Annotated in this window: 17 protein-coding genes; 16 read left to right on the top strand and 1 reads right to left on the bottom strand. The window is 30.5% G+C overall.

What is annotated here, in order from left to right; translation table 11 throughout:
* The first annotated feature begins 21 nt into the window (after positions 1-21).
* On the top strand, positions 22-1,680 hold the full coding sequence (locus BD821_RS09360; protein WP_169994098.1) for a ribonuclease J: 1,659 nt from the start codon (positions 22-24) through the stop codon (positions 1,678-1,680).
* Between the two features lie 456 nt (positions 1,681-2,136).
* Positions 2,137-2,646, top strand: a complete 510-nt coding sequence (locus tag BD821_RS09355) for a GNAT family N-acetyltransferase (RefSeq protein WP_104410249.1) — start codon at positions 2,137-2,139, stop codon at positions 2,644-2,646.
* Between the two features lie 211 nt (positions 2,647-2,857).
* Here BD821_RS09355 and BD821_RS09350 read toward each other — a convergent pair whose 3' ends face one another.
* Entirely contained in the window at positions 2,858-3,718 is an 861-nt protein-coding gene (locus BD821_RS09350; protein WP_104410248.1) for a cation diffusion facilitator family transporter, read from the bottom strand.
* Positions 3,719-3,923: 205 nt separating this feature from the next.
* Between BD821_RS09350 and BD821_RS13450 the strand changes: the two genes are divergently transcribed.
* The 14 genes from BD821_RS13450 (at position 3,924) to BD821_RS09285 (ending at position 22,409) form a co-directional block, all read left to right on the top strand.
* Positions 3,924-4,088 carry a hypothetical protein gene (locus BD821_RS13450; RefSeq protein ID WP_169994096.1) on the top strand — a complete coding sequence of 55 codons (165 nt, stop codon included), beginning with the start codon at positions 3,924-3,926 and terminating at the stop codon, positions 4,086-4,088.
* 230 nt (positions 4,089-4,318) lie between these two features.
* The gene (locus BD821_RS09345; protein WP_104410247.1) at positions 4,319-5,068 is read left to right on the top strand and encodes an ABC transporter ATP-binding protein; all 750 of its coding nucleotides are present in this window, start codon (positions 4,319-4,321) and stop codon (positions 5,066-5,068) included.
* Positions 5,058-5,861 (top strand): ABC transporter permease, encoded by an 804-nt coding sequence (locus tag BD821_RS09340; RefSeq protein ID WP_104410246.1) that lies wholly within the window; start codon positions 5,058-5,060, stop codon positions 5,859-5,861. Before BD821_RS09345 ends, BD821_RS09340 begins: the two co-directional genes overlap by 11 nt.
* Before the next feature lie 56 nt (positions 5,862-5,917).
* A complete protein-coding gene (locus tag BD821_RS09335; RefSeq protein ID WP_104410245.1) occupies positions 5,918-6,943 on the top strand; it encodes an ABC transporter substrate-binding protein in 1,026 nt (341 codons plus the stop codon).
* A 248-nt stretch (positions 6,944-7,191) separates the two neighbouring features.
* Complete coding sequence (locus tag BD821_RS09330) at positions 7,192-8,556, top strand: MATE family efflux transporter (RefSeq protein ID WP_226104535.1); 1,365 nt, start codon at positions 7,192-7,194, stop codon at positions 8,554-8,556.
* 437 nt (positions 8,557-8,993) lie between these two features.
* A complete protein-coding gene (locus BD821_RS13595; protein WP_104410244.1) occupies positions 8,994-13,148 on the top strand; it encodes a CehA/McbA family metallohydrolase in 4,155 nt (1,384 codons plus the stop codon).
* 69 nt (positions 13,149-13,217) lie between these two features.
* A complete protein-coding gene (locus tag BD821_RS09320; RefSeq protein WP_104410243.1) occupies positions 13,218-14,363 on the top strand; it encodes a YibE/F family protein in 1,146 nt (381 codons plus the stop codon).
* A gap of 342 nt (positions 14,364-14,705) precedes the next feature.
* On the top strand, positions 14,706-15,275 hold the full coding sequence (locus BD821_RS09315) for a xanthine phosphoribosyltransferase (RefSeq protein WP_104410242.1): 570 nt from the start codon (positions 14,706-14,708) through the stop codon (positions 15,273-15,275).
* A 185-nt stretch (positions 15,276-15,460) separates the two neighbouring features.
* Positions 15,461-16,330, top strand: coding sequence for a methionyl aminopeptidase (locus BD821_RS09310; RefSeq protein WP_104410241.1), 870 nt, complete (start codon positions 15,461-15,463; stop codon positions 16,328-16,330).
* Between the two features lie 134 nt (positions 16,331-16,464).
* Positions 16,465-18,189 carry an ABC transporter ATP-binding protein gene (locus tag BD821_RS09305; RefSeq protein WP_104410240.1) on the top strand — a complete coding sequence of 575 codons (1,725 nt, stop codon included), beginning with the start codon at positions 16,465-16,467 and terminating at the stop codon, positions 18,187-18,189.
* Complete coding sequence (locus tag BD821_RS09300) at positions 18,190-20,031, top strand: ABC transporter ATP-binding protein (protein WP_104410239.1); 1,842 nt, start codon at positions 18,190-18,192, stop codon at positions 20,029-20,031. It abuts the gene before it with no gap.
* Between the two features lie 144 nt (positions 20,032-20,175).
* Positions 20,176-20,379 (top strand): heavy-metal-associated domain-containing protein, encoded by a 204-nt coding sequence (locus BD821_RS09295; protein ID WP_029452653.1) that lies wholly within the window; start codon positions 20,176-20,178, stop codon positions 20,377-20,379.
* 1 nt (position 20,380) lies between these two features.
* Entirely contained in the window at positions 20,381-21,316 is a 936-nt protein-coding gene (locus BD821_RS09290; RefSeq protein WP_104410238.1) for a metallophosphoesterase family protein, read from the top strand.
* Between the two features lie 103 nt (positions 21,317-21,419).
* Positions 21,420-22,409 carry an ornithine cyclodeaminase family protein gene (locus BD821_RS09285; RefSeq protein ID WP_104410237.1) on the top strand — a complete coding sequence of 330 codons (990 nt, stop codon included), beginning with the start codon at positions 21,420-21,422 and terminating at the stop codon, positions 22,407-22,409.
* Positions 22,410-23,124: the final 715 nt, after the last annotated feature.

Raw genomic sequence — 23,124 nt, 5'->3', positions numbered from 1 at the left:
AAACGGAGGGAATTAATAATAATGGAAAACAGTGTAAAAGTTATCCCCTTAGGCGGACTTGGGGAAATAGGAAAAAATATAACAGCAATTGAGTATAAAGATGAAATAATGGTTATAGATTGTGGGGTATCTTTTCCAGATGAAGACATGTATGGAGTGGATTTAGTCATTCCAGATGTAAAATATTTAGTAGATAATTCTGATAAAGTAAAGGGTATTTTTTTAACTCATGGTCATGAGGATCATATTGGAGCTCTACCTTACATTTTAAAACAAATAAATGTGCCAGTTTACGGTACAAATTTAACTTTAGGCATAGTTAAAAATAAATTAAAAGAGCATAATATACTTTCAGATTGTGATCTTCATGTAGTGGAAGCTGGAGATATAGTTGAATTACAAAATTTAAAGGTAGAATTTATTAGAAATACTCATAGTATAGCAGACTCTTGCTGCATCGCAGTTCATACGCCAGTTGGTGTAATATTCCATACTGGAGACTTTAAAATAGACTTTACACCTATAGATGGATTAGTTATGGATTTAGAACGGATTTCGACTTTAGGTAAACAAGGTGTATTATTGCTTTTAGCTGATAGTACTAATGTGGAACGTGCAGGTCACACCATTTCAGAAAAGGCAATAGGTGATACATTAACTAGAATATTATCTAATGCTAAGGGAAGAGTTATAGTAGCGACCTTTGCTTCAAATATACACAGGATGCAGCAGATAGTAAATGCATCTATTAAATTCGGTAGAAAAGTAGCTTTTAGTGGAAGAAGTATGGAAAATATTTCAGAGCTTGCTATGGAACTTGGATATTTACACATACCAGAAGGTCAAGTAATAACTTTAGATCAAATGAAAAAGTATCCTAATGAGCAAGTAACAATAATAACTACAGGAAGCCAAGGAGAACCTATGGCAGCTCTTACTAGAATAGCTTTTGGTACTCATAGAAAGATTGAAATTGAACCAAAAGATTTATTTATTATTTCAGCTTCACCTATTCCTGGTAATGTTAAAATGATAAATAAAGTTATAAATCAATTATTTAAAAAGGGTGCTGGGGTAATTTACGAAGATTTAGAAGAGGTACATGTATCAGGTCATGCATATAGAGATGAACTAAAATTAATTCATGCTTTGATTCGACCTAAGTACTTTATGCCTGTACACGGTGAATATAGACATTTAAGACATCATACAAAGCTAGCTCAAGGCCTTGGGATGGATGAGAAAAACACATTTATTTTAGAAACAGGAGAAGTTTTAGAAGTTTCTAAAAAAGAGGCTAAGATCTCAGGAAAGGTACACACAGGGTCTGTATTTGTAGACGGCCTTGGAGTTGGAGATGTAGGTAATGTAGTTCTTAGAGATAGAAAGTATTTATCTCAAGATGGTATGCTTACAATAGTTGTAACCATAGAAAAAGAATCCTTCAGCATAATTGCCGGTCCAGATATAATAACAAGAGGATTTGTATATGTAAAGGAGTCAGATGCCTTAATTAATGAAGCTAAAGAAATTGCTAGAAGAGAACTTGAAAATTGCCTTGATAATAAGGTAGTTGAGTGGTATATCCTAAAAGTAAATATGAAAAAGGCTGTAGAAAAGTTTTTATATGAAAAGACAAAAAGAAGACCGATAATTTTACCTATTATTATGGAAATATAGAGACTAGAAAAGTTAAATTTAATTCAAGTAAACCCCATCAAATTAATTTGGTGGGGTTTTGTTAAGAAGGTAATTCTTGATTTATCCGATGACTACCATCCGTAACAACCCTATCCTTTTCAAGGTGGTGTATGACGGCTGCTACGCCCTTGGATAAGTTCTTCTAAGACTCAGATGGAGAGATGTATTCCTTATAATCAAACTCCACCTGAGTCTAAGAATCACTTGATAATTTTTATATCTAAAAAGCTAGCTTAAAGGAGCAATAGGCATTTTTTTAAAGGCATCCTCATTTAAATGTTAGTAAACTTAGATTACCCCATAAAAGGGCAGGATACAATGGTTGTCATAAATGTATTAGGATGGTATGCTTTATAAGTATTTAGTCGAAACCTATTAAGGGCGAGAATTTTGCCTATAATAGGGTTTTTATTATTTTATGGGGGTTATATAAAAATGAAGGTTAATAATATAAGGTTACGTCAAGAAGTCTTTACTAATGATGCATGGAAGATTATTGACTGGCTGGAGGATGAAGAAGTTGTGGAATATTTAAATGAAGGACAAAACGTCTGTAAAAGTATTAAACAAGTAATACATAATACTAATATGCCAATCCTTACTCATTTATTTAATAATGATGGTAGCTTTTTCATGGTAACTACAAAAAAAGATGAGCCTATTGGTTTTTTGAGACTTGTTCCAAAACCTAATGGAGCAGAAATGGTAATAGTAATTGGTGATAGAGAAAAGTGGGGTCAGGGACTTGGACCTGAAGCTATTTTTGAAGGATTAAAACACGCATTTTTTAATTGGAGAGTAGATGAGGTAATAGCCAAAATAAGCTACGAAAATAAAAGATCTACAAAAGCTTTCAAGAAAATAGGGTTTACAAAAGATAAAGAATTTTCAAAGCAAATTCAGTATACTCTTTCTATGGAAGAATTTTTGAAGATAGCAGCATAATTAAATCAAAACACCTTATAGATGCACTTCTTTATTTGTGTATTCTATAAGGTGTTTTTTGCAATAAAAAGCTACCTTTTATATAACGTGTATGATTATAGAAACTATTAGTGTAAAAGCTGCTATTCTATGAATCTTAAGCCAAGTACCTGTATACTTTTTATTTATATATGCACCATAAATACCGAGTCCACCTATAAATATCAATTTATTATTTAGGTTTTAACTTTACTAGGCAGTGTTTTATGTCTGAAATATTATCTTCAATTAACCCATGGACATTTTCAGCTATTTTATCCCCCTCATTTATAGTTAAATCTCCATCTACAGATATTTCAATATCGGCATAGACCTTATTTCCAAAGGATCTAGTCTTTAAGTTAACAATGTTAATAACTCCAGGAACGTTAGAGGCTATATATTCAATCTGCTTTACAATATTATCTTCTGCAGAGTGGTCCACTAGCTCATTTATGGATTTTAAGTAATATTCTATACCAATTTTTATAATTAAAAAACTTACGAGAAGTCCTGCAATAGGGTCTAAAATTTTCAATCCCATTCTTGCACCTAATATACCTAAAAATGTACCTATAGAGGATAATGCATCAGAACGATGGTGCCAAGCGTCCGTTTCCATTGCAACACTTTTTATTTTCTTTGCTATCTTTATTGTATACCAATACATAAGTTCTTTTACAAATATAGAAACTGCAGCAGCAATTAATGCTATTTTACCAGGGTAATTTAGATTTCCTGATATTAAGTCCATTAAGGCCTTATAGCCTATAGAGACTCCAGTGAATATTAATATAAAACTCATAATTTTTGCAAATATGGGCTCGAATTTTTCATGACCATATGGATGGGTTGTATCCGCTGCTTTACTTGATACTTTTAGACCGATTATAACCATAACTGTTGTTAATATGTCAGCAAGACTATGAACAGCATCGGCTAGCATTGCGCTACTTTTGCCGACAAAAGCTGCTAGCATTTTAAATATACAAAGAACTATATTTACTAAAATAGTGATTAAGGAGGCTCTTGTTCCAAGTTTAGCATTTTCCAATTAATTCACTCCTAATTGATAATTTTATATACTCATATTATATGATAGAACCCTTAAAATGAGACATATGATATGTAATAATGGGTACAAGTTATTATCAAATGATAATGAAACCACTGTGGGGAATTTCTACAATTATAGGTACTATATTTTCTAGTATGTTTTTTGAAAAATGGCTGAAACTATATAAAAAGGAGGAGATTTTATGAAAAGGCTAAATACAGACGGTAAAGGTGTAGTTAGAATAGGACGTTATACAAGAAATGCTGTGAAAAGTTTTGAAAACAATATAGTACAAGAAGTAGATTATTTAGACAAAGTAAACAAGAATTTAAATTTTGAAGGTAAATCAGGTAATAATGTTAAATAATATGTTAGGGTAATTATTAATGAATGTTATATTTAAAAATAGCATAAAAGTTATAGGTGGAAGTTTCTACCTATAACTTTTTATGTTTTAATATAGCTTCTGATTTTAAACATGATAGAATAAATATTTCAAAAGAATTAATCACACTTTATATTAGAGTTAGATAATATAGTATAAAGGCGCCTATGTTAAATTTAGGTTTAGATAGGACCTTTTATGGAGGTGAGTTTATGGAGATAATGGTAGATGTTAAAGATATTAATAAGGACTTTTACACTTTAGAAGGTGAATTAAATGTGCTTAAAAATATAAATTTTTCTGTAGAAAAAGGTGAGATTTTGGCTATATTAGGGCCGTCAGGTTGTGGTAAATCAACACTTCTTAATATATTAAGCGGTCTTTTAAAACCAAACTTTGGAGAAGTTTATATTAAGGGTAAAATAGGTTATATGTTTCAAAGAGATCATCTTTTAGAGTGGAGAACTATAATGGATAATATAACTATTGGACTTGAGATACAAAAAAAGCTAGATAATAACCATAAAAAAAGGATAGAAGGTCTTTTAAAAAATTATGGGCTTTGGGAATTTAGAAATAGGTACCCAAAAGAGCTGTCTGGAGGAATGAGGCAAAGAGTAGCTTTAATCAGGACTCTTGCGGTGGATCCAGATATTTTGCTTTTAGATGAAGCTTTTTCCTCCCTTGACTATCAAACTAGGCTTTTAGTTAGCGATGATATATATAAAATTATAAAAAATGAGAAGAAGACTACAATATTAGTTACACATGATATATCTGAAGCAATATCCATGGCAGATTTTGTAGGGGTACTGTCTAGAAGGCCTTCAACCATAAAGTCTATACATGATATTAAGCTTACAGTTGAAGGGGATAAAACTCCTTTATCTGCAAGGAAGGCACCGGAGTTTAAGGATTATTTTGATGTTTTATGGAAGGAGCTAGATATTTATGAAAAATAAAGATTTGAGCCCTTATGAAAGCTTTTTGAAGGATAAAAAAAGACAAAAAAGAATGATTTTATTTTGGCAAATTTTTATTCTTATAATATGTCTATTAATTTGGGAAGTCCTAGCAAAGGTTAATGTAATAGATACCTTTTTATTTAGTAAACCAAGTGATATATATTTGCTTTTTCTAAAATACGTAAAAACTGGTGAGCTATTTAAACATATAGGGATCTCGGTACTAGAAACTGTATTTGGATTTACTATAGGGACCATACTCGGAATTTTAATAGCTATAATGCTTTGGTGGTCTGAAACTGCATCTAAAATTTTAGATCCATTTTTAGTTGTTTTAAATGCATTACCCAAAACTGCACTGGCACCTATTCTTATAGTATGGATTGGGGCCGGTATAAAAGGTATAGTAGTAATTGCAATAACAATTTCATTAGTTACAACTATTTTATCTGCATATAATCATTTCATAAATGCAGATGAGGAAAAGATTAAAATGCTAAAAAGCTTTGGAGCTACAAAAGGTCAAATACTAAGAAAGCTTATATTACCTTCAAACATTGGAAATATAATAAATATAGTAAAGATAAATATAGGAATGTCCTGGGTTGGGGTTATAGTTGGAGAGTTTTTAGTATCTAGGTATGGTATAGGATATTTGATTGTATATGGTGGACAGGTATTTAAATTAGATTTGGTTATGATGGGTGTTGTAGTTTTAGCAATTTGTGCTTTGATTATGTATCAAGTTGTAAATGTAATAGAAAAGTTATATAAACAAAAAAGAAATTAACTAAGTTACAATAAAATATTAAAAGGTTTATATTATAAAAAAGTGGTGGTGACATTATGAAAATTATTAAAAAGATAGCATTGGCTTTGCCATTTACATTAGCAATAGCAATAACACTTACATCTTGCACTAAAAAAGATGAGATAACTAAAATAAAGGTTGCGGAAGTTACTCATTCTGTTTTTTATGCACCACAGTATGTAGCTATTAATGAAGGCTTTTTTGAAGAGGAAGGGTTAAAAGTAGAACTTATGTCAGCTCAAGGTGCAGATAAAACCATGGCTGCTCTAGTTTCAGGAGAGTCACAAATAGGACTTATGGGGCCGGAAGCTTCTATATATATCTATAATAAAAAGAGTAAAGATTATGCTATAAACTTTGCGCAAGTTACTAAAAGAGATGGAAGCTTTTTAGTTGGAAGAGAAGATAAAAAGGACTTTAAGCTTGAAGAATTAAAAGGAAAAGAAGTAATTGGGGGAAGAAAAGGCGGAATGCCTGAAATGACATTAGAGTATGTTATAAAAGATAAGGGGCTTAAGGTAGGGGAAAATACTAAAGAAGGAGAAGTAAATGTAAGAACTGATGTACAATTTAATGTAATGAGTGGAGTATTTATAGCGGGTGAAGGTGATTATGTAACGTTATTTGAGCCAGCGGCCACAGCTGTAGAAAAGGAAAATAAGGGATATATATTAGCTTCTATAGGAGAATTATCAGGAGAGATACCTTATACAGCATATTGTGTAACTAATAATTATATGGAAAAGAATCCAGAAGTAATTCAAAAGTTCACAAATGCTATATACAAAGGGCAACTATATGTTAAAAATCATAGTGAAGAGGACATAGCAAAATCTATAGCACCATTTTTTACTGATATTAGCATGGATGATCTAATAAAGGTAGTTAAAAGATATAAGTCTGTAGATGCTTGGTGTGAAGATCCTATATTAAAAGAGGAAAGCTTAAATAAGTTAATGGATGTAATGGACACAGCAGGAGAACTTGATAAAAGGGCTCCCTATGATAAGATTGTTAATACAAAATATGCAAAAGAATCTATAAAAAATATTAAAAAGTAGATAACACATTTTTTAAGAGATAGAAAACTCAGATTTCTATCTCTTTTTTTGCAGCTAGTAAAGGTGTTTTGTTCTAAATAAAAGATAGAGTTGTAGTATTTCTTAGGAAATAAAATTTGTAGATTGAGTTTTGTAATTTAAAAAAACATTAAAATAAAAGATAAATATAGGATATTGCTTAAAGCGATTATTGTAGATATACTTAAGATTGTTAAGAAATAAAATTTGTTAAGAAATGAGTGGTGTAGTTGAAAAAAATAGATCTTGTAGAGGGAAATATAGGTACAAGCCTTATAAGACTTGCATTACCAATAATGGGTACTTCTTTTATACAAATGGCTTATAATATGACGGATATGATATGGATAGGAAGAGTTGGAAGTAAGGCTGTAGCGGCTATTGGCACTGCTGGATTTTTTACCTGGCTTTCTATGGCATTTATATTAATATCTAAGATTGGTGCAGAAGTTAGAGTAGCTCAAGCTGTTGGAAAAAAGGATGAGAAGGCAGCAAAAAAGTATATAGTTACAAGCCTACAAATAAATATAATTTTTGCTATAATATATACATTTATACTTGTGATTTTTAAAAGTAACCTTATTAGCTTTTTCAATCTTGGTGATACTCATGTAATATCTATGGCTGAAAGTTATCTTTCTATAGTTGGAATGGGGATTATATTTAACTTTTTAAACCCTGTATTTACAGCTATATTTAATGGTACAGGCAATAGTAAAATACCATTTTTAATAAACACTGTAGGTCTTATATTTAATATAATTTTTGACCCCTTATTGATATTTGGAGTAGGTCCATTCCCAGTTATGGGAGTAAAGGGAGCAGCTATAGCAACGGTTTTGGCTCAGGCTTTAGTTACTACTTGTTTTTTAGTTATTATGTATAAAAGTGAAGAACATGCATTTAAAATAAATATATTTTCTAAAATAGATTTTTATTATGTAAAAGATATAGCAAGACTTGGAATGCCTGTGGCCTTCCAAAATGGATTATTTACATTGTTTTCTATGCTAATAGCAAGAATAATTGCTGTATGGGGACCTGTACCTATAGCAGTTCAAAAGGTTGGATCCCAAATAGAGGCTGTATCATGGATGACTGCAGGAGGGCTTTCTACAGCTCTTGGAGCCTTTGTTGGTCAAAATTATGGTGCTAAAAGATATGATAGAATACGTAAAGGATATTTTTACACCTTAGCAATGGCATCTGTAGTCGGAATACTGGCCACACTACTTTTAGTATTTGGAGGAAAGTACATATTTGGATTCTTTATACCCGAAAAAGAAGCTATAGAATATGGGATAGTTTATTTAAGAATTCTTGGATATTCTCAGCTCTTTATGTGTCTTGAAATAACTACTACAGGAGCATTTAATGGACTTGGAAGAACCTTATTCCCATCTATTATAGGTATAGTATTCACAGGGCTTAGAGTACCAGCAGCCAAAATATTATCTTCAGAAAATTTGCTTGGACTAAACGGAATATGGTGGAGTATAAGCATGAGTAGTGTATTTAAAGGAATACTTTTAACTTTAGTATTTATGATACTACTTCATAAAAATAAACTTTTTAAAAATCAACATAATATTTAAAGTAAGGGCTGCATCAAAATAAAAAATTTGAGGCAGTCCTTTTTAAAATTATGAGATAGATTCTTTTTTACAAATGAAGCTTAATTTACAATTGCTTGACAATTCAAGCATAAGCATATAAACTTAAAGTTGTATATAAGAATATAAAAGTGAGTATTTAAACCATATATTCAATATATAATGAATATATGTATTTCTATAAAGATTAGTAAAGCGCTTTCACAAATGTTACATAATTATTTAAAAGATTTAGCTTAGTAAGGTATCTAAAAAGTAACTAATTCATATTTAAAATTTGTGCTATGCAGGGGTATAACCATTCAACTTTAGGAACTTTGTACATAGGATTTATAGATTAAACATAGCACAAATTTTACTGTGATGTTAAAGATACTTTAAAGATGCCTAAATATAAAATACAAGGGGGATGAATTTTAATGAAAAAAAGATCAAGAAAGTCGGTTTTGTGGCTAATGATTTTGTCTATGGTATTGGTAAACGTTTTCTCTCCAGTAATACCTGTATTAGCTGAACAAGCACAAGAAGAGATACTTATCTATGAAGGATTTGATGGGTTAGCTAAAGACCCTAAAGAGGTACCAGAAGGGTGGACTTTGAAAACAACAGATTTTTATAAAACTAAGACTGGTGAAAGTAGAAATGGACCTTCTTTAAAGATAGCTAAAACACAGGTAGATGCAGTAATAACACCTACTTTTAATAGCAAAAAAGACATGGAAGTTTCATTTTGGGTAGCTTCAAATTTATCTACTCCAGGTAATCCAAACTATTCGAAACTTAAAATTGAAGGATTAAAAGAAGGAAATTGGGAAATTGTAAAAATGTTAGAGGAAATAAAGGTAAGTGGAGAATTTATAGAGATTGATCTACCTAAAGAGTTTAATCAATTAAAATTTTCTTATGAAAAAAATGGTGGTAATATTGCCTTAGATGATATAAAAGTAGTAACTAGAGGTAAAATAGAAGTAATAGAATTAGAAGATATATTAGTGCAAAAAGAAATGAATATGGAGATTGAAGATGAAAATATCTTAGGACTTGAGTTTAAGCCAAGTAATACAACACAAACCAACGTTTCATGGGAATCATCTGACAATAGCGTTGTTACTATAAATAAAGGAAAAATCAAGGCCTTAAAACAAGGGGAGTCTATTATAACAGTATCCTCTTTAGATAATCCTAAGATAAAGTCACAAACTAAGGTAATAGTTAAAGCACGCACAGATAAAAATGGACCTGAGGTTTCAAATAAGATGCCAATAGGAAGCACAAAAGAAAATAATAGACCAGAAATAAGTGCAAAATTTCAAGATGAATCAGGAATTAATAAAGATACGGTAAAGATTGCTTTAAATGATGAAGACATAACAAGTAAGTGTGATATAACTGAAGAGGGATTTAAGTTTACACCAAAAGAAAATTTAAAAGATGGAGCTCATAATGTTAAAGTTATATTAGCTGATATAGTAGGAAATAATACTGAAATCAGTTGGACATTTAGTGTGGGCATAGAATCTAAAGAACTATATTTTGGACAATTACACTCACATACTAATCTTTCAGATGGTATAGGAACTATAGATGAAGCTTATGAATATGGAAAAAATAAAGCAAATGTAGATTTCTTAGCAGTAACAGATCACTCAAATTGGTTTGATAATGATACAGCGGCTAATATAAATGATGGATCAATGAGTGAAAAATGGAAACAAGGTAGAGTAGCAGCAGCAAAATACAAAGATGAAGGTAAGTTTGTATCCTTATATGGATATGAGATGACTTGGTCTAAATCTACAGGTGGTTGGGGACATATAAATACATTTAATAGTAAAGGATTTGAAACAAGAAGTAATAGTAAAATGGACTTGAAAACATATTATGATACCATTTCAAAAGCTGAAGAAACTATAAGTCAATTAAATCATCCAGGAAAGACCTTTGGGGATTTTGGAGACTTTGGATTTTATTCAAGTGCTGCAGATAATGTAGTAAACATGATAGAAGTTGGAAATGGTGAAGGTCCTATAAGAGGAAGTGGATATTTCCCAAGTTTTGAATATTACACAAGAGCTTTAGATAAAGGATGGCATGTAGCACCAACTAACAATCAAGATAACCATAAAGGTAGATGGGGAAATGCTAATAGTGCTAGAACTGTTATTGAGGCACCAGCACTTACAGAGGAAGCTATATATCAATCTTTAAGAGAAAGAAAGGTATATGCTACAGAAGATGAAAACTTAAAAATAAACCTAACAGTTAATGATGAGCCAATGGGAACAATATTTAAAGATGCAGAAAAGCTCAATTTTAAAATTAATGTAATGGATGAAGATAAAGAGGACAAGATATCCAAAATATCAATTATAGCTAATGGTGGTGCTGTAGTTGAATCAAAGAAGTTTGATTCTTCATCAGCTGATTGGAATGTAGAACTTAAACCAGAATACTCCTATTATTATATAAGAGTAGATCAATCAGATAAAGATATTGCTGTTACTGCACCAGTTTGGGTAGGAGAAACAGTATCAGTAGGACTTACATCTATAGTAGCAGATTCAAAACTTAGTGCATTAGGTGAAGAAGTAGAATTAACAACAAAGGTATTTAATAACTCAGAAAAGGATCTAGAAGGAGTTAGAATTGAATACTTTGCAGAGCAAGATAATAATAAAGAAAAGATACATGAAGATACATTAAAATTAAAAGCATCAACCAATGACGATGTTAAGATTAAATGGATCCCAAAATCTACAGGAGAATTTACCATAAGTGCTAAAGCAACTATAAAGATTGATGATGTAAATAAAAACTTTGTTGTAAGTACTAAACATATAGTTAAAAAATCAGAAGATATAGCAAGGGTAGTTGTTGATGGCTCTAAGGAGAATGAGTATATTAATGGAAAGTATAAAGATCAAATAAGGAACTTTAAGGAATTAATTGAAAGTAATGAAGGAACATGCGTTGTTAATAAAAATGAATTAACCGAAGATGTTTTAAAAGATTCTAAACTATTAGTAATAACAAATCCACAAAGTGTTGAGGTTAAAGATAAGGTAACAGGAGAAATAATATTAAGTCCCAAAAAATATTCAGAAAAGGAAATTCAAGTTATTGCAAACTTTGTTGAAAATGGTGGGAATATAATAATTGCAAGTAAGGCTGATTATGGTGATGGACAAGGTGAATATAGCAATGACAAACAATTAAATCCTATACTTCAGGCTATTAATTCTAATTTAAGAATTAATGATGATCAGGTTATAGATAATGATAAATACAGTAATCAAACATTTAGACTTGCCTTTGATATGTTCGCAGATAGTAAATACGGTATAACATCTGGATTAGGAAAAGATCAAACCTATAGTTTTTATAGTGGATGTTCAGTAGTGGCAAAAGAGGGGGCAGATCTTTCTAAAGTGGAATTTTTAGTTTCTGGACATGATACAACTCTAACACAGGATGCAGATAAACAAGGAGACAATGTTCCTGTAGAAAAGGGAAATGTAAAGGTACTAGCAGCTGAGGAGTTAGCAAATGGTTCAAAGGTTATGGTTTCAGGTTCATCATTTTTCACGGATTTTGAAATAGAAAACATAGAAAATGCTAATAGAAAGATAACTGAAAATGCTTTAAGATGGTTGGCACCTAAAAAGATAGCAGAAAAGATATCTATAAAAGAATTTAGAAATATAGCAGAAAAACAAAAGGGTGAAAGATATACCATAGAAGGAACAGTTACATCTCAATCTGAAGGAGTAAATCCAAAAAACTCTTTCTTTGAGGTTATATATGTACAAGATGAAACAGCTGGAATTACAGTGTTTGGTATTTCAAAGACACCATTAAAAGTTGGACAAAAAGTAAGAATAACAGGTGTTACAGGATCATATGAAGAGGACCTTCAATTAGCTCTTGATGGCAATGAAGATGAAAATCTAGAGATAATAGATGCTAATGAAAGCCCTATAGAGCCTAAGGTTATGTCTACTAAAGACTCAATGTTAAAAGAAACAGAAGGATTATTAATAAAGACTTCTGGTAAGGTTGAAAGGATAACTGCGGATAGCATATATATAAATGATGGCTCAGGAACTGCAAGAGTTCATCTTCAAGGTTATATATGGGATGGAAAGGACGAAGCAACTAAGGGGAAATGGGATGTAACAATTAAGGTTGGAGATAGTATTTCAGCTATCGGACTTGCATCAGTAGACCCAGAAGGAAATAGAATAAGAGTTAGAAATTCTGGAGAAATATTAAAGATAAAGGATGGGGATATAGTAGATCCAGTAGAACCATTAGATCCAGTAGATCCAGTAGATCCAGTAGATCCAGTAGATCCAAATAAACCAGAAATACCTGTAGAACCGGTGGATCCAAGCAAACCAGAAATACCCGTAAAGCCACTGAATCCGGTAGATATAAAAGACACAACATCTTCTAGAGAAAAGCCAATGTGGAATAAAATTCCTAAAACAGGAGGGGTAACATTAGAAATGCTTTTAACATTAGGAATCACACTAACATTAGGTGGTGTACTAATAATTAAAAAAAAGAAATAGTAATAGGTTCAAAAATTATATAAAATATAAACAAAAGATAATATATAAATTTCTATGAGGAGATATATAATGAAGAGTCTAAAAAGATATGCAGGTATAATAGTTGTACTAGTAGTTTCCATATTAATAGTAGCTACCTCAAAGCTTATTTATCAAGGTGGATTTTTAAAAGATAAAGCAAGAAAGAATGTAACCTATGAAAAAGCTATAGTAAAATCTATAGATACTGAAAAGGTTCAAAAAGATGAAAAGTTAAATTATATAGAAGTAGGTATGCAAAATATAACTGTAGAGTTAAGAAGCGGGGAATATAGGGGGCAAGTCTTCCAAATCAAAAATTCCATAAGTAGGCTATATAACACGAAGGTAGAAAAAGATATGGAGATAGTTGTAGCTATACTTAAAGATAAAGGTCAAATCAGTGATATAACTATTTACAGTTACAAAAGATCTAATGTCATATATTCACTAGTAGGAATTTTTATATTAACTATTATAGGTATAGGAAGATTAAAAGGAGTTAAATCTGTTGTGGCTTTAATATTTACCTTTGTAAGTATAATCTTTTTTATGATTCCGCTTATGTTAAGAGGCGTAAGTCCAGTGGTAGCAGCTATAGGAGTAGCTTTTATGATAACATTTGTGACGCTATACCTTTTAAATGGTAGGAGTAAAAAAACTTATTGTGCTATTATAGGTACCTTAATGGGCATCGTTGCAGCAGGAATTATATCCTATGTATCTGGTAAATTTGCACACCTATCAGGTTTAACTATGGAAAATACAGAGAATATGTTGTATGTAGCAGAAAACTCTTCATTAAAACTCCATGGAATTATGTTTGCTGGTATACTTATAGCATCATTAGGGGCAGTAATGGATGTGGCTATGTCTATATCCTCAGCACTGTATGAAATATTTAGTTTAAATCATAAACTTTCATCTAAAGATTTATTTAAATCAGGGATGAATATAGGACAAGATATTATAGGAACTATGTCTAACACTTTGATACTAGCTTTTGCAGGAGGAAGTTTAAGTCTTATAATACTTATTGTTTCAAGCAATATGGCATCACTGCAACTTTTAAATCTTGATATAGTAGGTACTGAAATTATACAAGGTATAAGTGGAAGTATAGGTGTAGTACTAACGGTACCATTTACAGCTTTTATATGCTCATTAGTATATAAAAAATATCCAAAAAGCAAGTAGTTAGTATATTATATAGTTTTATATAATGTTAAAAAATAGAGAGGTTGTTGATAATTTTAATTATCAACAACCTTTTTAAATTTAGATAATCCATATGTAAATTTAAAAACAATATAATTGGTGTATGTTATACAAGTAAATTACAAGTTTAAAAAATAATCAAGCAATATGGTATAATATTAAATAAGAATTTATACAAAGATATTCGAATTTTTTTATTTAAAAGGTACAATGAATTTTATATAATTTTAATACATATGGATTAGAAAATAAAAGTGTGTAAAGTTTTATGAAAATTGTTTAAAAATTTAATAGTGTAGTTAATCGAAAGGAATGAATTTTATGGATTTGTTAAAAAATAGAATAATACAAGACGGCAAGGTTAGAGATGGAAGAATATTAAAGGTTGATAGCTTTTTAAACCATCAAATGGATATAGTTTTATTAAATGAAATAGGAAAAGAATTTAAGCGAAGATTTGAAGGAGAAAAGGTGGATAAGATTGTTACTATAGAAGCTTCAGGTATTGGTATAGCAGCTATAGCATCTCAATATTTTAACTTTGTGCCAGTAGTTTTTGCAAAAAAGGCTGAGAGCTTAAATATAGACAATGATCTTTATAAATCGTCAGTTCATTCTTATACTAAAGATAAAACTTATAATGTGATGGTAAGTAAAAGTTTTATAAAGGCTAATGAAAGAGTGATTATATTAGATGACTTTTTAGCTAGTGGATGTGCTGCTTGTGGATTAATTGATATAGTAAAACAAGCTGGAGCAGAAGTTGTAGGAGTAGGAATTGTTATTGAAAAGGGTTTTCAAGGTGGAAGAGAAGCCATAAATAATTTAGGCGTGAAAGTTGAATCATTAGCTATTGTGGATAGAATGGAAGAGGATAGGATCTACTTTTAAAAGGTATTATATGAAAAAGAATATATAAAGAGTACATAAAAATATATAGAATATAGAAAAGACAACATATAATATAAACAGTACTTTAAAAATTATCATAAAAGAGTATAATAAAGTATAATGATATAAATATTATTAATTAATAATATTTAGCAAGAATTGTATTATATTAAGGAGACGATTAAATGAGTTTAGATAGAAATAGTAAGTGTTGGTGCGGAAGTGGACTCAAATACAAAAGGTGCCATTTAGATTTTGATGAAAGATTAAGTTCGCTAGAACTTGAAGGATATGAAGTACCTACAAGAGATATGATTAAAAATGCAAAAGAAATAGAGGCTATAAAAAAGAGTGCAGCTATTAACGATGCTATTTTAGATTTAGTAGCTGAAAATATTAAAGAGGGAATGAGCACAGAAGAAATTGATAAGTTAGTTTATGATTATACTATATCTAAAGGTGCTGTACCAGCTCCTCTTAATTTTGAGGGCTTCCCAAAGAGTGTTTGCACATCAATTAATGAGGAAGTTTGTCATGGTATACCAAGCAAAGACATAATACTTAAAAATGGAGACATAATAAATGTAGATGTGTCTACTATATTTAATGGATATTATTCTGATGCTTCAAGGATGTTCATGATTGGTGATGTAAGTGATGAGGCTAGAAAGCTAGTTAAGGTAAGTAAAGAATGTTTAGAAAAAGGAATAGAAGCAGTTAAGCCTTGGGGATTTTTAGGTGATATTGGAGAAGCTATTCAAACCCATGCAGAAAATAATGGATTTTCTGTAGTTAAAGATTTTGGCGGACATGGAGTTGGAATCGAATTTCATGAGGAGCCTTTTGTATATCATTATGGGGTAAAAGGACAGGGAATGATTTTAGTTCCTGGAATGATGTTTACTATCGAACCTATGATAAATGCAGGTGATTATAAGCTATTTATAGATGAGGATAATGACTGGACAGCTATTACAAAAGACGGATCACTTTCATCACAGTGGGAGAACATGATTTTAGTAACAGAAGATGGAATTGAAATAATAGCAAAATAATAAGAGAAATTGTATAGCTTGTGTAAAATATATATAGGTCTATGATTTTGAAATATAAAAGAAATAAAAGGCAGCTAAAATCTGCCTTTTTCTTATTTAAACATATTATGAGTTTAATTTTGGGGTGTGATATAATGGATTATTTGAATAAGTATATAAAAAGGTATAAAAATAAGTATATGATTGCATTTATATTTATAACTATTGAGACTCTTTGTGATCTTATGCAACCTACTATAATGTCGAAAATTATAGATAAAGGGGTTGCAACAAAGGATATATCATTAGTGCTTAATTTGGGTGGGCTAATGCTTCTTGTAACAGCTATAGGAGCATCATGTGCTATAACACGAAATATTATTTCAAGTAATGTATCGCAAAGGTTTGGTAGTGATCTTAGAGGAGACCTTTTTAAAAAGATACAAAGTTTTTCCTTTGAAAATGTAGATAAATTTAAAACAGCATCACTTATGACAAGGCTCACAAGTGATGTAAATCAAGTACAAACCTTTGCTCATGGAACAATGAGGATATTTGTGAAGGCACCTATACTGTGCATCGGAAGTATAATAATGGCCATATTAATTAATCCATCTATGGCTTTCATACTTATAGCAATAGTCCCTATTATTACTGTATTTATATTTATAAATATGAAGGTTAGCTATCCTTTTTTTAAAAACATACAAAGAGCTTTAGATAAAGTAAATGGAGTAATGGGAGAGTATCTATCTGGGGTAAGGGTGGTAAAAGCTTTTAATAGATTCAGCTATGAAAAGGAAAGATTTAAAGATGTAAATGGAGAGCTTACTGATGCTTCAATAAAGGGTATGAAGGTTATGTCAATTCTAAATCCTAGCATCACTTTAACCGTAAATTTAGGCATTGTTTTAGTTATTTGGTTTGGGGGAATAAAGGTAAATAACGGAACTATGAAGGTAGGACAAATAATTGCATTTATAAATTATATGACACAAATATTATTTTCATTAATAATGATATCTCATGTATTTAACATGTTTATAAGAGCAAGGACGTCAGCAGAGCGTATAGGAGAGGTCTTTTCAGAGGAAGACAGCCTAATAGTTAAAGAAGATACCTTAACTCCAAAAGATACATATGAAAAAATAGAATTTAACAATGTATACTTTTCTTATGATAAAAACGGTGGGGATATTCTTAAAAATATTACATTTACCTGTGATATTGGAGAAACCATAGGTATAATTGGAGCCACAGGATCTGGAAAAAGTAGCTTAGTTAATTTAATACCAAGATTTTATGATGTGAAATCAGGTTACATAAAAGTAAATGGAGTGGATGTAAAGGATTTCGATTTAAAAGTTCTAAGAGAGATAATATCCATAGTTCCACAAAAAACAATACTTTTTACAGGAAGTATTTTAGATAATATAAGGTGGGGAAATGAAAATGCAAGTTTAGAAGAAGTGCAAATGGTAGCTAAAATATCAAAAGCTGATGATTTTATAACTTCTTTTGAAAAAGGGTATGATACTATTTTAGGTCAGGGCGGAGTGAATCTTTCTGGAGGTCAAAAACAAAGAATTTCTATTGCAAGAGCCTTGATTAAACATCCAAACATACTTATTTTAGATGATTCTACTAGTGCGGTGGATTTAACTACTGAAAGAGAGATAAGAAAAGGGTTAAAGGAATACTCACAAAATATTATCTATTTATTAATAGCACAAAGAATTACTTCAGTTATGTCCGCAGATAAAATAATTGTATTAGATAATGGATGTATGGTAGGTATAGGAACTCATGAAGAATTAATGAAAAGCTCTGAAGTTTACCAAGATATATATTACTCACAAATAGGAAGGGGGAGGAGATAAATGGAGAAAGATAAAAGGGGTGCTTCATATACAAGTCCCAAACCTAATATACCCGCTGGAAACAGTTTCAAAAGAAACAGAGGTATGCAACCAGTAGTTAAGCCAAAGAATTTTAAAGAAACTCTTATAAGGCTTTGGGAGTATTTTGGGAAAGAAAGAAAACTATTGATAGTAATATTTACTCTTGTAATAATAAGCTCAGCTTTTGGACTTTTAGTTCCATATTTAATAGGGAAAGCTGTAGATGCTTTAAATTTAGGGAAGCTTTATGTTGATTTTAAAACCCTTAAGATAATAGCTATAGTGCTTATATCAACATATATTATGGATAGTTTGATAACGCTATTGCAAGGGTTTATAATGGCTGGTATATCCCAAAGAATTGTATTTGGATTAAGAGAAGCACTTTTTGAAAAGCTTCAAAGTTTGCCTTTGATGTTTTTTGATACTCATACTCATGGAGAAATAATGAGTAGATTATCTAACGATATAGAAAACGTAAGTACTACCATATCTCAGTCTACAATTCAATTAATGTCAAGTTTTATAAATATTATAGGTGCTTTTACTATGATGATTATATTAAGTCCTCTTCTTACTGTTGCAAGTATGGTGACATTACCTTTGGTTTTATTTATGACAAATAGTATAGCAAAAAGAACCAAGGTATTATTCAAAGAACAGCAGGTGGTTTTAGGTAAATTAAACGGTCATATTGAAGAGTCTATATCTGGAATTCATGTGGTAAAGGCTTTTAATAGGGAAGATAAGATAATTGAAGAGTTTGATGACTTAAATTCAAACTTATGTGAAGTAGGAATAAAGGCTCAAGTATGGTCTGGTTATATAATGCCCTTAATGAATGTGATTAATAATATTGGATTTGCAGCTGTAGCAGCTATAGGCGGAGTACTTGCGGTAAAGGATTTAATTACCGTTGGAATAATAGCAAGTTTTATTAGCTATTCAAGGCAGTTTGCAAGACCTTTAAATGACTTAGCAAGTATATTTAATACCTTTCAATCTGCCGTAGCAGGTGCTGAAAGGGTATTTGAAACTTTAGATGAAAAGGAAGAGCCAAGAGATATAAAAAATGCACAGGTATTAAGCAATGTAAGAGGAGATGTTGAATTTCAAAATGTAACCTTTGGGTATAATGAAGATTCTTATGTGCTTAAGGACATAAGTTTTAATGTGAAAAGGGGAGAAAATATTGCCTTAGTTGGGCCTACGGGTGCTGGAAAGACAACTATTGTTAATTTACTTACAGGGTTTTACAATGTTTCAAAGGGAGATATACTAATAGATGGGAAAAGCATTAAAAAATACACTAAAGATAGTTTAAGAAAAGCTTTTGGAATAGTACTCCAAGATAGCTATCTTTTTTCGGATACTATAAAAGAAAATATTCGATATGGAAACTTAAATGCTACAGATGAGGAAATAGAAAGTGCTGCTAAGCTTGCTAATGCAGATGCTTTTATAAGTAAATTACCTAAAGGATATAATACAATTATTTCGGAGGGTGGAGTAAGTTTAAGTCAAGGAGAAAAGCAACTTGTATCTATAGCTAGAGCTATTTTATCTAATCCATCAATATTAGTATTAGATGAGGCTACAAGTAGCGTAGATACACGTACAGAACTTAAAATACAAGAAGCTTTGCTAGGAGTTATGAAAGGTAGAACAAGTTTTATAATAGCTCATAGATTAAGCACTATAAAAGATGCAGATAAAATTATGGTAATTGATAATGGAAGCATAATGGAAATGGGTACACATGAAGAATTAATAAAAAGAAAGGAATATTATTATAAACTTTATGATAGCCAGTTTAATTAACAAAAGAAATTGAAGCAATTACTAAAATCCTTTAAATATTGTGGACACTAAAAAGTATATATAAATATGTAATAGTTATTACATAAAATCCTTTGTATTTGATAATAATATGTTTAAGTTATTAAATACAAAGGAGGATTTTTTATGAAGAAGATTCAATATGAAGTATCAGGGGTTATGAATTCAGAAGGTAAGACTAAAATCAAAAACTCATTAGATAAAATACAAGGTGTGCAAGAGGTTCAGGTTGATGCTGGAACAGGGAAGGTAAAGGTCCAGTATAATGAGCCCGCAACTAAGGGAGCAATAAAGAGTTCAATTTTAAAACAAGGATTTACATTAAGTTAAATTGAAACAAAAGGTTTTTATATTTATACTGGGGCTAATAGCACTTAATTTTATACTACATAGTAATGTTTTTGCTAGTAAGGAAAAGGATAAAAACTCTATACCAAATCTTCAAATAGGTGTTATAAGCGATGTGCATATTGGTGATGAAAGAGAAAAAAATTTGTTTAAAAGGGCTTTAAATGATTACAAAAATGTAGCGCCAAACCTTAAAGTATTAGCTGTAGTAGGAGATATTACAAACAATGGTCTAGAATCTCAGTATGATGAGTTTATGCACTTGTTAAATAAAACCTTAGATCCAAAGGTAGAAAGGGTTATTTCTATTGGTAACCATGAGTATTACGAAAGAGGAGTTTTCAAAGAGTCTAAAGTTACAGACAAAGAATTAAGTGATAGGTTTGTTAAAAAAACAGGTATGCCGGCTCTTTATTATGATAAATGGATAGAAGGATATCACTTTATAGCTTTAGGTGGTGAAGAATCTATGATTTCAGATATGGCTAATGGAGATACTCCAATAATATCTGAAACTCAATACAGATGGCTTAAAAAGGTATTAGAAGTTCATGATAAAGATAATAAACCTATATTTATATTTTTGCATCAACCAATTTACAATACCGTATATGGTAGCTGTGAATCTGGGGAATTAAAAGATGGAAAGCTTATGGAAATACTAAAAGAATATCCACAAAGTATACTCTTTTCAGGACATTCACACTATATATTAAATCATCCAAAATCTATTTACGAAGATGGATTTACTATGGTAAACACATCTTCAATAGCCTACACTTGCTCAGAAAAAGGCGAAGAAGATAGTAAATATTCACAAGGATTATTATTAAACATATATGGTGATAGAGTTGAAATAAGGTCTAGAGAATTCACTAATAATACGTGGATAAATACCCATATTATAAAAAACAAATAAAACAATATAAGAAGTACCTGTAAGTATACTTACAAAACAGTTTTTATACCATATAATGGATGCACCTCTGGGGTGCATCCAAAAAAATACAGGGAGTGATTTAATGTTAATTTTGACTAAAGAAGATATAAAAAAAGTATTTACTATGGAAGATGCTATTGAAGCAGATAAAGAAGCCTTAAAGATATATTCAAAAGGTGAAAGTATAGTGCCTTTAAGGGTTAATATAGATATCCCCAAATATGAAGGTCAGAGCTTATTTATGCCAGCTTATGTAGAGGGTATTGATGCTACTGGAATAAAGATAGTATCTGTATTCCCTAAAAATATTGAAATAGGAAAGCCTTCAATTCCAGCTCAAATGATTTTACTTGATGGAAAAACTGGAGAGGTTACAGCTATAATGGATGGAACTTATTTAACTCAATTAAGAACGGGTGCAGTGCAAGGAGCTGCTACAGATATTCTAGCTAGAAAAGATGCTAAGATTGCAGTGCTTTTTGGAACAGGGGGTCAGGCACCTTCGCAGCTAGAGGCAATGATTTGTGTAAGAGATTTAGATGAAGTTAGAATTTTTGATATAAATGAGTCTAGAGCAGAGGAATTTGTAGAAGATATGAAAGTAAAGTTAGCTAAGTATAATACAAGAATAATAGCTGTAAAGGATGGTAATGAGGCTATAAAAGATGCGGATATTATAACTACAGTTACAACCTCTAAAAGGCCAGTTTTTAATGGAAGTTTAGTAAAAAAAGGTGCTCATGTTAATGGAATTGGGGCTTATACACCTAAGATGCAAGAATTAGACGAAGTTTTAATTAAAAAGTCAGATAAAATATATTTTGATACAAAAGAAGGAGTTCTTGCAGAAGCAGGGGACTTTATAATACCAATGGAAAAAGGAATTATATCAAACAAAGATTTTGAAGGTGAATTAGGACAAGTTATATCAGGCGAAATACTAGGAAGAGAAAGTGATGATGAAATCACACTCTTTAAAACTGTTGGAATTGGTGTACTAGATCTAGTTACAGCATATAGAATATATGAAAAAGCAATAAAAAACAATGTAGGAACCAATATAGAAATATAAAAATATAAAAATATAGTGTTAAAAGCTACCTTTATTATATAAATGATAAAGGTAGCTTTTATATATTTATATACCTATCTTAAAACGAGAAAACATCAAACATCACTACGGTATAGATAGCCCTTGTTGTTTCATTGCCTCTAATAAGGTAGATAAGCTTATTTTAAAGATTTAACCATAGTTTAGTTTTAAATTTTAAAGATATATAATAGATGTTATGCCAAGGGAAAAGATTAAAAATTGTGGATATATCTTAAGTGAGGAGGGAATTAAGCATGGTTCTTGATTTAGTATTTTTAAGTATTTTGTTATGCTTTTTTTTATTAATGTTTTTATTTTGTAATTGGTGTGAAAAACAAATAAGCAGTAAAAAAGAATGATAGTGTTAACTAATCTATGAAAAAACAGATTAAAACTTTTTAGTTTTAAATTACACTTTGAAAAGTGAAAATGTGCTCTAAAATAATGAGGTATTACTTTTTCTTTCACCAGAACTTTTAAATTTATTCTGGAAAATTAAAAAAGAGCAACAAGAATACACCTTTTCAGACTGTTTACTTTTAACAAAATGCTGATAGGTGAAAATAATTTGATTATATCTATACAACTTGATTTTTTACTATAAGTTGTTGTGAAAGTTCAATTAACTTTTGCTATTTCCCTGGCATGGTAGAAATTCTTTCAAGCTCAGGGATGGGGTTTAATGGTTCAAAGT

Origin of the sequence: Clostridium algidicarnis DSM 15099 (assembly GCF_002934235.1) — a bacterium.
In the GTDB taxonomy this organism is placed as follows: domain Bacteria; phylum Bacillota; class Clostridia; order Clostridiales; family Clostridiaceae; genus Clostridium_L; species Clostridium_L algidicarnis.
The sequence above is the reverse complement of the archived record's forward strand: the minus strand, read 5'-3'. Positions and strand labels throughout refer to the sequence as shown.